At 37.7% G+C, this 17,255-nt stretch carries 15 protein-coding genes; 10 read left to right on the top strand and 5 right to left on the bottom strand.

Features of this window, described 5'->3' with window-relative positions; genetic code table 11:
* The first annotated feature begins 383 nt into the window (after positions 1-383).
* Positions 384-920, top strand: coding sequence for a GNAT family N-acetyltransferase (locus PSF28_RS14175; protein WP_272685236.1), 537 nt, complete (start codon positions 384-386; stop codon positions 918-920).
* 50 nt (positions 921-970) lie between these two features.
* Here PSF28_RS14175 and PSF28_RS14170 read toward each other — a convergent pair whose 3' ends face one another.
* Positions 971-1,594, bottom strand: coding sequence for an SDR family oxidoreductase (locus PSF28_RS14170; protein ID WP_210837806.1), 624 nt, complete (start codon positions 1,592-1,594; stop codon positions 971-973).
* 482 nt (positions 1,595-2,076) lie between these two features.
* Between PSF28_RS14170 and PSF28_RS14165 the strand changes: the two genes are divergently transcribed.
* From PSF28_RS14165 to PSF28_RS14155, 3 genes are all read left to right on the top strand, one after another.
* Entirely contained in the window at positions 2,077-2,823 is a 747-nt protein-coding gene (locus PSF28_RS14165) for a Slam-dependent surface lipoprotein (protein WP_210837808.1), read from the top strand.
* Between the two features lie 79 nt (positions 2,824-2,902).
* Positions 2,903-4,357: a porin family protein gene (locus PSF28_RS14160; RefSeq protein ID WP_272685235.1), complete on the top strand. Its 1,455-nt coding sequence runs from the start codon at positions 2,903-2,905 to the stop codon at positions 4,355-4,357.
* Between the two features lie 25 nt (positions 4,358-4,382).
* A complete protein-coding gene (locus PSF28_RS14155; protein WP_210837813.1) occupies positions 4,383-7,346 on the top strand; it encodes a TonB-dependent receptor domain-containing protein in 2,964 nt (987 codons plus the stop codon).
* Between the two features lie 77 nt (positions 7,347-7,423).
* Here the strand turns inward: PSF28_RS14155 and PSF28_RS14150 are convergent, their stop codons facing one another.
* The gene (locus PSF28_RS14150; RefSeq protein ID WP_210837815.1) at positions 7,424-7,870 is read right to left on the bottom strand and encodes a GNAT family N-acetyltransferase; all 447 of its coding nucleotides are present in this window, start codon (positions 7,868-7,870) and stop codon (positions 7,424-7,426) included.
* 811 nt (positions 7,871-8,681) lie between these two features.
* Here PSF28_RS14150 and PSF28_RS14145 point away from each other — a divergent pair.
* The 4 genes from PSF28_RS14145 (at position 8,682) to PSF28_RS14130 (ending at position 13,036) form a co-directional block, all read left to right on the top strand.
* The gene (locus PSF28_RS14145) at positions 8,682-9,470 is read left to right on the top strand and encodes a DUF3100 domain-containing protein (protein WP_210840452.1); all 789 of its coding nucleotides are present in this window, start codon (positions 8,682-8,684) and stop codon (positions 9,468-9,470) included.
* A gap of 12 nt (positions 9,471-9,482) precedes the next feature.
* Positions 9,483-9,959, top strand: a complete 477-nt coding sequence (locus tag PSF28_RS14140; protein ID WP_004262394.1) for a hypothetical protein — start codon at positions 9,483-9,485, stop codon at positions 9,957-9,959.
* An 18-nt stretch (positions 9,960-9,977) separates the two neighbouring features.
* Positions 9,978-11,303, top strand: a complete 1,326-nt coding sequence (locus tag PSF28_RS14135; RefSeq protein WP_210840451.1) for an amidohydrolase — start codon at positions 9,978-9,980, stop codon at positions 11,301-11,303.
* 554 nt (positions 11,304-11,857) lie between these two features.
* On the top strand, positions 11,858-13,036 hold the full coding sequence (locus PSF28_RS14130; RefSeq protein WP_272665742.1) for a M20 metallopeptidase family protein: 1,179 nt from the start codon (positions 11,858-11,860) through the stop codon (positions 13,034-13,036).
* A 63-nt stretch (positions 13,037-13,099) separates the two neighbouring features.
* Here the strand turns inward: PSF28_RS14130 and PSF28_RS14125 are convergent, their stop codons facing one another.
* Positions 13,100-14,077, bottom strand: a complete 978-nt coding sequence (locus PSF28_RS14125; protein WP_272685234.1) for a LysR substrate-binding domain-containing protein — start codon at positions 14,075-14,077, stop codon at positions 13,100-13,102.
* A gap of 506 nt (positions 14,078-14,583) precedes the next feature.
* Here PSF28_RS14125 and PSF28_RS14120 point away from each other — a divergent pair.
* Positions 14,584-14,922, top strand: a complete 339-nt coding sequence (locus PSF28_RS14120; protein ID WP_272685233.1) for a helix-turn-helix domain-containing protein — start codon at positions 14,584-14,586, stop codon at positions 14,920-14,922.
* Between the two features lie 67 nt (positions 14,923-14,989).
* Positions 14,990-15,376 carry a DUF1090 domain-containing protein gene (locus PSF28_RS14115; RefSeq protein ID WP_272685232.1) on the top strand — a complete coding sequence of 129 codons (387 nt, stop codon included), beginning with the start codon at positions 14,990-14,992 and terminating at the stop codon, positions 15,374-15,376.
* Positions 15,377-15,647: 271 nt separating this feature from the next.
* On the opposite strand, the gene PSF28_RS14110 is transcribed toward PSF28_RS14115, so the two are convergent.
* Positions 15,648-16,109 carry a hypothetical protein gene (locus PSF28_RS14110; protein WP_272685231.1) on the bottom strand — a complete coding sequence of 154 codons (462 nt, stop codon included), beginning with the start codon at positions 16,107-16,109 and terminating at the stop codon, positions 15,648-15,650.
* 6 nt (positions 16,110-16,115) lie between these two features.
* Complete coding sequence (locus PSF28_RS14105) at positions 16,116-16,988, bottom strand: winged helix-turn-helix domain-containing protein (RefSeq protein WP_272685230.1); 873 nt, start codon at positions 16,986-16,988, stop codon at positions 16,116-16,118.
* Between the last annotated feature and the right edge of the window lie 267 nt (positions 16,989-17,255).

The following is a 17,255-nucleotide window of genomic DNA, read 5'->3' as shown; positions in this document are numbered from 1 at the left end:
AAACAAATAATTGTCATAAATCCTTTAAAAGCCGCATCATGTATCGTTGATGTCATTTTTTTTCATTCAATAATCCTTATTGAAAAGAGCAACGACCACACAATAAAGCAAAAAACTCACTTTGCCTGTTCGGCATAACCATGTGATAAAAATCGAAATTTTTGAAAGAATCGATATTCATAACCTTAATATTACATTAATGAAAATAACGTTTGAGTAATACCACAAAATATATCGATGGCTTTATTAAAAAACACCAAAATAGCTTTTAGCACTAACGCATTCAAACCATCATAGTCAATTTTGATATGCTATATACTTTGCTCCTACAAGCTTAACGATTTTTTATTTCAGCCCTCTTTACAATTATTCCATGGTGCTAAATGACAATAGAATATAAAAACAAACACACCTCTCAACTTTCAACAGAGAATAGAGAGGCATTGTATTCCATGTTATATCAAAGCTTTGAGCAAGATTTTACCTATGATGATTTTGAACATGCTTTGGGGGGAATGCACATCTTGGCCTATGACCAACAACAGATTATTGGCCACGTTGCTATTATTCAACGTCATATGGCAATCGGTAATACGCCAATAACAGTTGGCTATGTTGAAGCGATGGCGGTATTGGAAAACTACCGTCGCCAAGGGATCGGCAAACAGCTTATGCTGGCTACCAACCAAATTATTGCCGATTGTTATCAACTGGGTCTGCTTTCTGCATCAGATCAGGGCTTCCCTGTATATCAATCTGTCGGCTGGCAAGTATGGAACGGGCCATTGTATGAGCTCAATCAAGGCCATTATATCCACTCTGTCAATGAAGAAGGTGGCGTCATGGGGTGGTCAAAAAACAATTTAATTGATTTTTCACAACCCCTATATTGTGACTTTCGCAGTGGAGACCAATGGTAGCCCTATTTGTAATAAAAAACAGGTAAGCTACACAAAAAACCTCGTTTTTATTAAGCGGGTACCAACCCCGGCTGTACCACGCTATAAATTTGTTTTTTCAATTCACCTTGCTTAGCCAACTGGTAAACATGTGCAGCAACATCCGCACGCATCACTAAGCCATGAACTTCAACCTCTTGTTGAAGAACTGCTTTTCCTGTTGGCTCACCATGTAATAACCCTCCAGGGCGAACAATCACATAATCTAATGAGCTAGTTTGTAGCCATGACTCCGCAAGGGATTTTTCCCTCACCGCCTGACCAAATGCAGCGCGTGACCGGGCAGACAAATAAGGCCATGAATCCCCACAACCTAATGATGTGACTAACACCATACGAGATATCCCAACATGTTCTGCACAATCAATCACCGTACGATGAGCTAAATAATCTTGAGTCCCCCCCATGGTTGAAATAACCGTGGCAGTTGTTCCTGCGGACTGACAAGCAGCCTTAACCACTTCACTATCACAAGCATCACCAATGAAGACTTGCGCACCTACCGCCTCCAATGCCTCTGCAGACTGCTTATTACGTACAACAACGATGACAGAGCGTTTCTCTGCAATTGCCAACTGAGCAATTTGATGACCAACACCTTTTCCACCCGCGCCAAAAATTAACCATGGAGCCATATCTTTATTCCCTTATATTTTGAGTGATTATAAACCTAACTGTGTACTGTAAAGACAAAATTACCACAACAGTAATGATAATGCGCATTGTTTGCATTTATTATTTTGCTTTATTTAACCCTCCATTGACTACCATCGATGATGAAGCAATAAACAACATTAACTTTAATGTTGTTTATGTAATCCATTCAATCAAACGCATAAAAATGTGACTAATTTAACTTTTTTATCAAAAAATAATTACCATTAAAATTGATAACCCAACAAATTAACTACAAAAATAAATCGTAATATCAACAACTAACAACAAGAGCAATATCACTATCTCATTGATACCCATAATTATTTTAATGTTAATGCGAAGAATTATCATTTGCATTTATATTATTATTTGGTTTAATACCAATCGTCATATATATGCGAAATAATAATTTCTTAATCAATAGTATCGTTAATATCTTTAATAAAAATGGAGTATTTCGATGAAAAAGTTAAATATTATCGCTCTAGCACTCGCAACCTGCACAGTGGCTTTTGGTGCTTCTGCGGCAATCGGTTCTGGCCAAAGCCAACCTTTCGATACTAATCAGCCTTCCGTTCGTGTTGGTGCGACAGAAGGAACCGGTGGTGGTCATGGTGGTGCTGCGGGTGACCCAGGTATTGGTGTGCAATCAGTTTATGGTGGAAAAACCATTTCATTCTCAGGTTTAACTCGAATGGCACCAATACAAGCAGGAAATGAAGCACATGTTATTTCCATGCCTAATGGACCTGGTTCACATGACAAAATGGGCGTTTTTAACTTTGCCAAAATTGCAGATGCAGAAGTCTATTTCGGCGAATGGTCATCGACAGGACAAGTTAGTGACACCACTCATACCGCTTACTATTCTGGCAAGGATGTCACCACCAATATGCCTACAGCTGGCACAGCGGAATACTCCGTTAAAGGAATCAGCCAATATAATGGAGGCGCACTAACCGCAGGGACGCTGACAGCCAACTTTGGGACTAAATCCTTAGCAGGGAATATTGGTGCAACCAATATTGATGCCACCATTAAAAATAATGCCACGTTCGCCGGAGCGGCCACCCTTAATGGTGAATCCGGCTCAACAAATGGGCATTTCTTTGGCGACCAAGCTAAGCATATTGCTGGTGTCACTCAATTTGAAGATCACAGCAAAGATATGGCCTTTGGTGGAAGCCGTGGGAATATTTCCCAGTAACCCGTAAATCAACCTTGGTGGCCAACCATAAAGCGTGACAGGCAGTTGGCCACTGCCTTTTATTACCGAAGCTAATCTTATGCGATATCTGTTATTAACTTCTGCCATCATAATGCTTATGGTCACATCCTTTGCATTTCCAGCCAGCTTGGACACTGACCGAGAACAGCTGTTATGGCAAAAAGACAAACAAAACTATCGTGATAAAAGTGCTGTAGTCCCCAATAAAGACCAATTGCTTCTCCCTGATGACCTATCAATTAATTTGAATGGGGAAAATTATTCTCTTAAGAATAATGCCCAAGACCTAGGGCAGGCTATTTATCTGGCAATTAACCACAAGCAATTTGAAGACGTACAGCGCTTATTACCCCGCTACCAACAGCTCGCTGATGCAGATCCATTGCTTATTTTATTTGCAAAAGCAGAAATCGCTAAAGCGCAAAATCATTACCCAGAAGCAATTGCCCATTACCAACAAATATTGGTACTGTCACCAAAGTTTCTTCGCATAAAATTAGAACTTGCACGTACCTATTTTGAAGATAATCAAAATAAAGAGTCTTTGGCTTTATTTCAAAGTTTAATTAACGATGAAACACTCGCATTACCTATTAGTGTAAAGCAAACCATTCAACAATTTATTAGTGTTATCGAAAACCGCACAGCTTGGACAGGCAGTCTCTCCTTTGGCTATAAATACAACAGTAATATCAACCAAGTTCCAGATAAAAATAAAGTTTGGGAAACGCCAGGGGGGACCTGGAAAATGGCTAATCCCAAATCATCACCGGGGCTCACCTATGATGCGAGTCTGAGCAAAATTATTCCTATCTCGGGCAACCATTCCCTGCAAATCAAGGGAACCTCTTATGGTGACCGCTATCCGCACTATGCTGAATTCAGTGAGAACACTACCTCTTTAGCAACTTTATATCGTTTTAATGATGCGAACACCACTGCCGCATTCGGCCCATTAGTTGAGTTAAAAACGGTCAATGAAAAGCGTCGTTATTTAGGTATAGGGGGCAAAATTGAAGCTGACTACCAATTTTCACCTCGTGTGCTCCTTAGTACCTCCGCCGACTACCAACAACTTCATTACCAAAAACCGTATGACAGTGCCGATGGTAATCGAAGTAGCCTACATCTAACCGGTGTCTATGGTATTACCCCAGATACCTCCCTCTTTTTGGGGGCTGATGCGACTCGTCTCACCACAGAAGTTCGTAGCGATGATTATGACCAATTGGGTATCCGAGGCGGTTTTTATCACGTGCTAACACCCGATATTCATTTACTGGCACTTGCAACTTACCGAGAAAGCCAATTCAAGGCCTTCAACCAAATGTTGAATGTTAAACGCCATGATAGAGAAGCGATGTATTTTGCGCGTCTTAGTTTTCCAAATTATTCATTGCTCACTTTTACGCCTTATACCAGTTACCGCTTTCGTGATAACCGCAGTTCTGCTGATGGAATTTACTCCTACCACCAGCACGAAATTTCTATTGGGTTAGAAACCCGTTTTTAAGCGTTATGGCATAGAGAAAAACACAATGTATAAATACAAATTAACACCTATTACTACTGCAATTATTACTGCTCTTTTTATTCCAACAACCGCTTTAGGGGAAAAAGAAGAACACATCGGCACCATTACTGTTCAAGATTCAGCAAAAACTATCAAAGAGCGGGATCAACAAGGTTACGATGAGCAATATGATGCTAAAGGTTCTAAAATCTATTTAGGAAAAGACCTTGTTGAACGCTATAAAGGCACCAGTACCGCGGATGTGCTTAATAGTGCAGTTGGTGTCTATAGTGGTGATGCAAGAAACAGTGGCGCGTTAGACCCGAATATTCGAGGCATTCAAGGGCAAGAACGAGTTCCTGTCACGGTTGACGGCACAGAGCAATCATTAACCGTTTATCGGGGTTACAATGGGGCAAACAACCGTAACTATGTGGACCCAAACCTCATTAGTAGCATTGAGATTGAAAAAAGTGGTTCTCTTGCTGGTGATATAAAAACCTCTGTTGGTGGTGGGATAGCCATCAGAACCATAGGAATAGATGACGTTGTTGCACCGGGTGAAAAATTTGGTGTCAGTTTAAAACTGGAAACCAGCAGCAATTCTACTCGTGAGCGTGTTCCCCACTTTGGTTATGGCGAAGATTACCGAGATCACCCTGAGATTTATAAAAATAATAACTATGTTTTCTCTGATCCAGTCGTCAACATCACACCGAAATCCCGAGGAAGCGCTCAATTCTTTAATTTTAAAGATAATGGCGGAAGAATAGCGGTTGGGACTCGACAAGAAAAGTTTGATTTAATGGCCGCCTATGCTTATCGCCGGCAAGGTAACTATTTTGCGGGGAAAAATGGCGCTCACCGTTATAAAGAATCGGTTCAATTAAATGAACAACAAACAGTCCAGCAACAGCTTGGTCCAGACCCTTACTTACCTTTTGCTGCTAATGTATTTCGCCCCGGAAAAGAAGTGACGAATACCTCCAATGAGTTGGAATCCTATTTAGTTAAAACTAATTTATATCTCACTGAAAACCAAACATTACATCTTGGTTTTCGCCGAAGTGAAAGCACCTATGGTGAAATCATGCCGTCACGTTTAGGATTTGCTGAGCTTGAAGGAAAACACGTATTACCTCAGTGGCCATTAGCTCACTTTACAGTCAATGCCTATAATGCCGAATATAAATGGAAACCTGAAGATAATCAATGGATTGACCTAAACGCAAATGTGTGGATGACCCATTCCGTAGGGGATACCAACACCTCAGGTGGCTACCCACGAGAGCCCAAAGAACGCGATTGGGGATTCGAATATGGTTATGGTGATGGAAAAGACCCTAACATTGATGGTTCTTTAATTAATACCGCAGCAACTAACTCCGAAAACGACCGTATTGGCTTTAATTTACGCAATACCATGGCGCTCACGCCCGATCTTGATTTAACGATCCGCGGTTCAATGCTCAAAGAAAAATTAGATTCTAACGACGTACCGCCATCTCAAACCGCCAGCCCTTTTATTGCTCTTCCTCGTAAAGGTCATCGCCAAGAAACCAGTATTGCCTTTAACTTTAACTATCGCCCAACGAGCTGGTTGGAACTGGATGCGGGAGCGAAATATATTGATGGCTGGACAGAAGATGATTATTTAAAAGAGCAAATGCGCAACCGTACCAAGGGCTTTCAAAACCCTGACGAGCGCCTTGCTAAACAGATAAATTATAACCGAATTTTAACCCAAGAAGAGTATGATAGCGCTGTTAAAAACGGCTACCAAGCGTTTAATGGTGGTTATAAAAACAGCCAAATATTACTTAAAACATTAGGGTTGGAAGATACCGACTATACCGTTTTTATTACTAAAAGAAACAACGCTCAGCGCCCAGAAGAAAATGGTGTTTTAGACGTTAACTTCCGCGCCGAATGGAAATCAGATAAAGATGGTCGCTATACCACAAAAACAAACCCTTTCCATAATGGTACTTTCGATTCTCAAGCTCGTGCTGTTGACCCTGTAACTGGCAAGGAAGTTTATGTCTATGGCTCAAGTTATTCACACCCAGCTGATGACATTAAGCGCGAACTCACTGAAGAAGAAAAATGGAAATTCTCAGGCAAACAAAAAAGCCATGGCTGGGCTCCCGCTTTTGGTGCCAATATTTGGTTATCTGATAACGACCGGGTTTATGCACGCTATATAGAGACGGTTCGCTTACCAAGTATTTTTGAAAATAGCATTGGGTTTGCAGGGGAAAGTGAAGCCCGTAAAGAGAAAATGTTATTTAAACCCGAACGTGCAAAAACCTTTGAATTTGGTTATTCACGTAACTTACAAGGTTTACTCGGTGCTGAACGCCATGCTGATGTGAAAATAGGCTATTACCATACTGTCATTGAAAATGCATTTGACCGTGATGGGCGGCTTAATTTTGTTCAAGTAAAAGAACATAAAACAGCAGGAATTGAAGCTTTGGCGCGCTATGATAATGGTGGTGTATTTATGGATATTGGTGTCGATTACCGCCTCAAAAATGAAGTGTGTGATGACTCGGCGCCAGCCAATCTTGACCCAGCTAATCGCTATAATATCTCCCAATGCACAACAGCTGGTTTCCCTGGCGGTTTTTTACGTACACAATTGCAGCCTAAATATGCCATAAATTCCAACCTAGGCATGCGCTTTATGGATGAAGCCCTTGAAGTGGGAACACGCTTACGTTATACCAGTAGTGTACAAAATAAAGATGAACGCAAACTGATGCAGCAGTTCCCGGGGAGTTATTCGATGGCGAATAATAGCCCAATGCACTGGACTCCGACCTTTACTGCAGATGCCTACGCAAGTTACCAAATTGACAAAAATATTAATGTCGAATTCTTAGTGACCAACTTAACTGACCGTTATTATATCGACCCACTGACGCGCAGTATGATGCCAGCCCCCGGGCGCACACTACGCTTAGGATTAAATGCGCAATTTTAGATAAATACTATAGGTTTACCGCTCTACAAATATCCGCTGCTAACTTTAAGTTGGAGCGGATATTCGTCATTTCAGTACTAAAAAACGAGCCGCATAATGGTTTCATCAAATTCATCTTGGTCAACAACGGAAAAACCAAACTGTTCAAAAAAAGGTTTCATCATGTCATTACCCTCGATATAACAAATTGATACTGATTGATATTTACCTAAACTTTTTATTTCATCGAGAACAAGTGGAATAGCCAGAGAACCAAAGCCTTTTCTTTGGTGTTTAATATCAATCATCAATTGGCCAATAAAAACCTCTTCGGGCCTGCCATTTTCATGATTTGAATAATATTGAATAAAGCCAACGGGCTCATTATCAACATAGATACCACGATTAATATAGTAATCAAAAAATTTTGAGGCTGCGATTGACTCTGAGTTAAGAGCCACAAAGTCTTCCTGCTCTTTGGTTATTTCAAGACAGATAATATCCACCCAATTATCTTTGGTGATATCTTTTAACGTAATAGTCATAAGCACCTTTCTTTAGGTTTGCCGTTCACAATGCCGCTGTGATAAAAAGACGACTTAGTGTAAATTAACAACAAACACTTTTTTGTTCGCGCAATTCGTGCCTTTATATTTTTCGATATTCAATAAACAAATAACAGGTAAACATGTTACGGATAACATGAATTTCAGCAAATAGACTAAAATAAAATTTCGACTCATTTATTGCTTTCAAATTAAGAAATATTCAGAATTGAGATCCATGTCAAATATCACAGCCAAATACAATATTATTGTAAAATATCAAATTTTTTTGAAGAAAATTCGCAAAAACACATCAGTACATTAAACTGATAATTAAACTAAGGATAGGCTAAAATAAAAATAAAAACCCAAAAGAACCACAATAATATCCAATTAAAATTCAATTTTTATCATTATATAAATTCAATAAAAATAAAACCTTGCTATAAAAAAATAAATAAAACCTGAACAACCTCACATTTACTGGGTATTTGATAATTCCTCGCATTAACACACCAAAAAATCAAAATTACTTATGAAACGGTATGTTAAAAAATTAATAATACTTTGTATCATCCTGAATAATAAAAATATTTTTAATATTAAAATGCAAAAATATTTCAATAACTGCATCTTTATTAACAAATATTAATTTATTGATTTTAACCATGCCTTTTCGGCATGGCTAAGAGACTTTCGGAATATTGTCAGGAAAATAGTTTCATGGATAGTATGAATACGAAAATGATGCATTTTTATTATAAATATATACGAAAAACTCTTAAAAACATTTCCAATGAAAGGTAACACTATGGGTATATTAAAAGATAGTAAGTTGCTTTTGGTTAGCTTACTTATCATTCTTCTTTCGGAAGCTATAGGGCAAATTAAAATCAGTTTAGTCATGGTTTTTCCAATGCTTTATTCCATGTTGATGGGTGGTATTATCAGTTTTCCAAAATTCAAAATCCTCAGCGAAAAAAATATGGCACACGCTAGCTCGATAATGAGTGTCGCGTTAGTTATCTTAATTGCAAAATTAAGCACCTCCGTTGGTGCATCTTGGGAAAAAATTATTCAAGCCGGTGGCGCATTAATCTTGCAAGAAGTCGGTCATTTTATCGGTACCATATTGCTCGGTTTACCACTTGCTATCATGTTAGGCATGGGCCGTGAGGCCGTTGGTGCCACCTACTCTATCGGTCGTGAACCCAATATTGCCATTATCGAAGCCAAATATGGTTTAAGTTCACCAGAAGGCCGCGGCGTTATGGCAATGTATATTTGCGGGACGTTATACGGTGCGGTTTGGATGGGTATTATCGCCAGTGTTATCGCAGGACTCGATATTTTGAGCCCACTTGCTTTAGCCATGGGTGCTGGTGTGGGTAGTGGTTCGATGTTAGCGGCATCTGTTGCCCCATTATTGGAACTTTATCCTGAACACGCAGCAGATATTCAAGCATTCTCATCCTCTGCAAACTTGATGTCTTCGGTATTAGGTCTGTACATCTACATCTTCTTCTCCTTACCGTTTGCCTCTTTCTTGTACAACAAATTGAAAAGAAAACGTGCAACCGCATCAGCAGATACAGAATAAGGATATAAGATCATGAAAAAGATGGCAGAAATTGCAATAATCATCGTGTTAGTCATCATCTTCACTTCACTGGGTGATGCACTCGGCGGTTCAATTTATGGCCGTGGTAGCTTTGGCGCAGTCTTTAGTGACTCACTTATCGCCATGGCATTATTAGGGGGTATGTCATTTGTGGCATACTTAATTGCACAAATCCCACCATTAGGTAAGTTACCCGTGATTTTCTGGGTATCTTTAATTGCGGCGGGTCTGTGTTCACCGTTATTCCCTTACGATAAAGAAATGATCGCAATGACAGGTAAAATCTCACTTGCCGTCATCAGTACGACAGTACTTGCCTTTGCTGGTCTTTCACTCGGTAAAGATATCGACAAATTTAAAGCCATTTCATGGCGGATCATCCCAGTTTCACTGGCGGTCTTTACGGGAACATTCTTATTCGCTGCACTTATTGGTCAAGTGACACTTTCATGGAGCGGCGTTATCTAACAATAGGAAATATTTACCATGACAATGACCAAAGACCAATTGAAAGCCATCGTCTGCGAGACAATTGCATCCCATAAAGGGGATATCAAAAAATTGGCTGAAGATATTTGGGCAGAACCTGAGCTCGGCTATAAAGAAGTCAAAACAGCAAAAAAAGTGGAAGCTGCATTTTCTGCCTTAGGCGTTAATTACCGTAACCAACTGGCATTGACGGGGATTAAGGCTCGCCTTAAAGGTGGAAAAGGGAGTAAACATAGTATTGCTGTGATTGGTGAGCTCGATGCGATTATTTGTGCGGAGCACCCAGAGGCTGATGATTTAACGGGTGCTGCTCATTGCTGCGGGCACAATGCACAAATAGCTAACATGATGGCAGTCACTATTGGTCTGGTTAAGTCAGGTGCTATGCAATACCTCGCGGGAGACGTCGTTCCTTTCGCCGTTCCCGCAGAGGAATATGTTGAACTGGCTTATCGTAATAAACTGATTGAGCAAGGAAAAATCAGTTATATCGGCGGTAAACCTGAGCTGATATCTCTTGGTGAATTTGATGATATCGATATGGCGATGCAAATTCATTTAACCAGTGTCAAACCTGAACGTGAGACTGGTTTTATTGAAATGTCGACTACCACCAATGGGTTTATTGGCAAGCTGATTAACTACAAAGGCAAAGCATCTCATGCGGCGGCGGCTCCTCATCTGGGTGTTAATGCACTCAATGCAGCAATGATGGGGATCATGGGGGTCAATGCGATTCGCGAAACCTTCCAAGAAAAAGATTATATTCGTTTCCATCCGATCATCACACAAGGCGGCGATTTAGTGAATGTCACCCCAAGCGATGTCCGTATGGAAAGTTATGTCCGAGCGTCAAATGTTCCTGCGATGATTGATGCGAATGAGCGTATTACTCGTGCATTGATTGCTGGTGCAATGTCAGTCGGTGCAGAGGTAGAAGTCAAAGATTTACCGGGTTACCTGCCGCTGTATAACAACGATACATTAAACGACTTATTGCAACACAATGCCCACGATTTGATTGGCGAAGAAAATGTTTGGGTTGCTGGCCATATGACTGGAAGCACAGATACAGGCGACTTATCACATATCATGCCAGTGAGTCACCCGTGGATTGGCGCAATTCGCGGTGGTTTGCACGGTAAAGATTACGTTGTTTTTGATGATGATATGGCCTACATCCGCCCTGCGCAAATGATGGCAATGGCAATTATTGACCTATTATTTGATGATGCATCCCAAGCTGACGAAATGTTAGCTGATTACACCCCATTGATGAGCAAAGAGGAATATCTCTCATTTATTGGGTCTTTTAAGAACTAATTATAAAAACATGTCCCTTATTAATGCGTTAATCGCAATAAGGGACATATGATTTTTCTAGCTTTAATCCTATCTCTAAAATTTCTCTTCTCATTAATTCGATATATTTCTATATTCGCCATTTCATTTAAGATAATATACAAAACTATCCTACTAATCGCCCTATTCCAAACAATAGAATTTAACTTAATCTCAATTAAACACAAAAATCTTTAATATAAAAACAAAAACATAACACATTGATAATAGAGAAATTTAATTGAAAATACATTTCCTAATGATTATTTTATTAAATTACCATCCTTATTATTCATGAGCCATGCAATACTGATATGATATAAATACGATCTCCATCACGCTCACTTTTTTAATATCCACGTTAAAATTCACTCTATGAATTGTTAGATAAAATAACAGCTAGCAGAAATGACTTATTTCTGAATCTAACGCTTAAAATATACATAAATTAAATGAGTACGCTGTTTTTTATTCATGCTCACACCAGGGGCCCCTTAACAGCATTAAAACGCTTTTTGTATACGGGATAAAACGTAATGACCAATAAATACAATATCAATGAAAAGCTCTTTGCTTTAGAAACGTTTAGCAAAAAAACACGTCAGGATTTACATAAGATCCCTGAATTGTCTGGGCAAGAATTCAAAACCTCACAATATTGCCGTGAATTGATGGAAAGCTTTGGCTATAACATCCGTTTATTTGAAGGCTACACCGGTTTTACCGCTGAATTGATTATCGACCCAGCAAAGCGCTTGATTGCCTACCGTACCGATATTGACGGCCTTGAAATGCCTGATTTGACATGCAATGAGCACAGCTCTGTCCATGAAGGTTGCGCTCATAACTGTGGCCATGATACCCACATGACCATCGCCTTAACGGCAGCAAAATACCTTAGCGAAAACCGTTCTGAACTCACTCATAACGTCCGTTTTATCTTCCAAATGGCAGAAGAAGACATGCGAGTACCGGGCGCTAACAAAATGGTAGAAATGGGCTGTATGGAAGGTGTTGATGAGGTTTACGGCTTACATAACGATGCCGCTTTTGAAACAGGTTATATTAAATTCAATTCCGGGGTTATGTCCTCTTATGGATCAGCATGGACGCTAGATGTTCACGGCGTTTCTGCCCACGGTTCAACTCCTCATAAAGGGTTAGATGCTATCCGCGAAGCAACACGTATCATTGATTATATGGACTACATTGTTGCCAAAAAAACCGATCCTTTCAGCCCTGCCGTATTTGGTTGTGGCATGATTAACGGTGGAACTATTCCAAATGCGTTGGCTGATCATGTTCAGGCACGCGGTACCATCCGTTCAATGGATGAAGAAACCGACAAAATTTTAAAAGCCAGCTTCAATGAAATTGTGGCTCGTAGTGAAGCCGGTGGGTTTAAAACCACATTAGAAGCAAGCGGTTATCCCGCTGTCGTCAATCACCCGCAGGCTGCTAAAGTGATTTATGATGCTGCTGCGGCCTTCTTACCTGCTGAACAGATTGATGCGAATGGTAAGCCAATGACGGGCAGTGAAGACTTCAGTTATATGATCAATGCCACTAAAGATAAACTCGGTGCCATGTACTTTTTAGGAAGTGGTAATCAAGCAAAAGGGATTAATAATTATTTACACGCTAACCCTTATTTTGTTGATGACGATTGTTTGCTGATTGGCGCTCAAATTTTTATTAATATTGCCACTCGTTAGAATAAAAATAACACACACACAGTAATTTCAAAGCCGAGTAAATTATATTACTCGGCTTTTTTCTTATAACTCAGGTAGTTCACTATACAGTTTATCTCGCTCACCTTGTTCGGTTGGTACCCATTGATTCGGCTGATGAATATAGTTCAAATCAAGGTGAGGTGCATAATTAGAGATAAAATCATACATATAATCTTTTAAATGCATATGCCGGTTAATGCATACATGGGTATAACTTGGCTTCACTAAATGGCTGATATCAATGCAGCGTAATGCCTCGCTATCTTCCTCTGGATCAAAAGCGACCGTTGAAATAATACCTACCCCAGCACCACGTTTTACATAGTATTTAATAATTTCGGTATCTACCGCAGTTAAAACAACATTTGGCGTTAATTTATGTTGATAAAATACTTGGTCAAGCTTTGAATGCCCGGTAAAACCAAATACATAGGTAATTAATGGGTAACCAGCAAGGTCTTCAATAGAGAGCTGTTCGCATTGAGCAAGTGGGTGGTCATGGGGCACAATAATACTGCGAGACCATTGGTAGCAAGGCATCACCAATAAGTCATCATAAAGGTGCATAGACTCAGTCGCAATGGCAAAATCCACATCACCATTATTCACCATCTCTGCTATCTGAGCTGGTGCACCTTGGTGAAAATGCAAAGAAATATTGGGATAACGTGCATTAAAGCGCTCAATCACTTGAGGTAATTTATAGCGGATCTGTGTGTGAGTTGTTGCAATGTGTAGATTTTGTTTTATCGTGGTATCTTCATGTGAAACGATACTTTTAATTTTATCGAACTGCGCAAGAATATCACATGCGACATGATGAACTTTTTCGCCAATCGGGCTCAAAGAGAGTAAGTTATTATTTTTTCGATTGAATAATGAAACGTTCAGTTCATCTTCCAATATTTTAAGTTGCTTACTGACAGTCGGCTGAGAGGTATATAATTTTTCAGCCGCGTTGGTGATATTGAAATCACTTCTAACCACTTCAACAAAACTTTTAAGCTGACTAATATTCATTGCTGGTTTATCCAATGCAAAATGGATTAAAAATAGAGATATAAATCCAGAGTAAGATGCGACACCTTGGTTGTTATGTACAGTAATTATACCATAAAGAACGGGCCAGCAAGAAGCTAGTAATTACTCACCTCTGAGTAAAAATAGCCTTCTTATATAGCATAGTCCATAGTGTTTCAGCCTCCCTTAAGTACTCTTAAGAAGATGACTAAAACAGTAACTTAGACAATAAAATTTAACTTATTATTTAAAAAAGAGAATGACTTACAACAATGCGAGAACATGCCAAACCAAAAAACTTAATTAATCTCTTAATTAAGGAAAAAGAAATACTAAAACCAATAAACACATTCAATCATAGCGTTTTAAATTTATTTTGTATTTTATTTATTTTGCATTCTCACATGGCAAAACGATAATGGTAAAACTATATAACTGCATATCAATATAAAAAGTAAACCACCAGAAATTAATCAAACTATCAAAATAACCAATTGAAAAACAATATGACTAGAAATAGTACAACATTAGAAATAGATACCGGAAATTTCATTAAGAAATGCCGTATAAGCAAATCAATGACAGGCCAACAGTTAGGTGAAATATTAAATGTCAGCCAGCAGCAAATATCCCGATATGAGTGCGGAATAACCAGCATAAACATCCATACATTACAAGAGATATTAATTGCACTAGATAAAAATTGGTATGATTTTTTCTCCTCTATTTTACATAAGCACTCAACTAAAAAGTTCGATATAAAAGATGAAGAATTAAAATTATTAATACTAAACCAACAAAATTTAAACATTAATTCAAATTTAATCTTATTAAATGATGATTAATTTATATTCAATTTATTCACATTTTCACTACGAAAATTTTAATCCATTAAAATCTAAGGAAATTTAGATGAACAAAAAAACACTATTTATCTTATTACTGTCAATTTCATCGGCATCATTAGCAGCAACTAACAACCCTGCATGTGAAAGAAAGGCAAAAAATATTGAGGACCAAATCCAGTACGCTCAAAAACATGGTAATGACCATCGCGTAAAAGGGTTGGAGATCGCACTCAGTGAGCTAAACATGCACTGCACCGATAAAAATTTACTTTCTGAAGCACAAGATAAACTTGAAAAAAAACAAAAAAAGGTCAATGAGCGTATAGAAGAACTTAATGAAGCAAAACAAACAGGTAATTCAGATAAAATAGCAAAGAAAGAACAGAAATTACAATATGCTCAAAATGAGCTAAAAGAAGCGAAAGCTGATTTGCAATCCATTATGGAATAAAACCAACAAAGAGCATGGATTACTTTAGTAGTAACCGCCATTGAAGTATTACTAAAGTAATTTTCCACCTAAAAACGTCCCTGTGCGCCCTCTTACCATAATCTCTTCCCATCTATAATCATCTAAGTACCACAAGCTTTAATATACGATTTTGTACATTAATATTAAAAGCAACCTAATTAGGATTGTTAAAAATCTATAAACGTAGCAGAGAATTTATGATAGTGAGAAATTTAATATAGTAAATAGTAACCTATCACTCGAACTCGGATTATTTGCAGTAAAAAGAATACATATCATTGGTAAAAAAGATAAATCCACCATTTTTTTGCGGATAAAGAAAAATATCCATATCTAAACCAGGGTTAATATACACTTGAGTTAAATATTTCCCTAATTCAGAGTTATCCGTATTATCATTATGCAATGTTATGTTTTTCTTAGAGGTTATCTTCATACTATTACCAATTTTAAGAAAATCGATATAAACTTTTCTTGCTACCGTACTTTCCACTCCTTTTTTATTTAATGTCCCTTTTAAGTTAACCCACCCTTCATAACTGCCAAAAGTATATGAGATATCTAATGATAGCTTCACATTATCTGTAATAGATATTGTTCTAAATGATGAGCGACAAACAATATCATCTGAGTCATTAACCTTAAACATAACGATGGAAGAAAGAACAATAACTGATGTATAAATAATCGCTTTCAAAATACTTTTTTTCATTTCATACTACTCGGACCAATCAGTAACATAATACGAGATACATTCATTTTGCTTCAATGAAAATGAACCTAACTCTCTAGCACAATAAATAATCGACAATTTATCCGAGAAATTTTTCCTCATGATATACATATATTTATAATCATTAAATGTATCAGCAATAATTTCTTCAGCGATAAATTTCAAAAGTGAAGAATTTAAATCTTTCTGCTTATTACAAAATATTATTTTATTGTCAATTTCACCACATTTCTCATAACTCGTTAAACTACTACTATTTCTTTGGTCATTAACATAATTAGAAATAAATACAGTTATCAATGCCATTAAAGCTATCGTAATAATAATTTTCTTAATTTCATTTCTTGATAAATTAAAAAAGCTCTTATTTTTTGGAGGGTAAACCAGAGAATGACTTTTCGGTATTTTAAGGTTTTTCCTATCTATTACTTCCTTAGCTTTAGGGATGTGTATTTTTTCTATATTAATATTATTTAAATTATCCTTATCTTTATCTTTTTTTGAAAAATCAACAATAGATATACTGTCAGATAATTTATACCCTATTTTAGGAATATTCTTTATTATTTCAAAGTCAGCCTCGAGCTCACTAAAGGCTTTTCTTAATAAAAGGATATTTTGATAAAATGTATTAATAGTAACAAATTTCTTTTTTTCGCCCCAACCCGCGGTGAATAGTTCATCTTGAGAAACAATCGCATTGTCATTCTCGAATTTGTTTTTGATTAAAAAGCGTAAGATGTTAGCCGCTGGCGTTAGAACTTTTCTTTTTTCTCCACTCGCGCTGTATGTTACCTCCTTATTAATATAGTCAAATTCAAATTTTTCATTAATTATATATTTCACACTCAATTTCATAATTCAATTCTTTAACATTTTATTAATATAGCAAAATAGCTCTCCACTATACTACCTATACGTGTGAAGAAAGAATTGAAATAAATCATAAAAAACTAAAATAAATTTCATTATTTCACAAACCAAAAAATCACAAAGTAAAACTCAAACAATTGTTTTTAAACGAAAAATAAGCCACAAAAAACTAAAATCGCCTAAATTAAATACTTTTTTGGTTTACCTGAAAACCCGTATGCATATCATTCATCAGGTTCTTGCAATCGAACA

This window comes from Providencia sp. PROV130, assembly GCF_028482225.1.
Taxonomy (GTDB): domain Bacteria; phylum Pseudomonadota; class Gammaproteobacteria; order Enterobacterales; family Enterobacteriaceae; genus Providencia; species Providencia rettgeri.
Note: the sequence above shows the minus strand (reverse complement) of the source record. Positions and strands in the feature narration are given on the sequence as shown.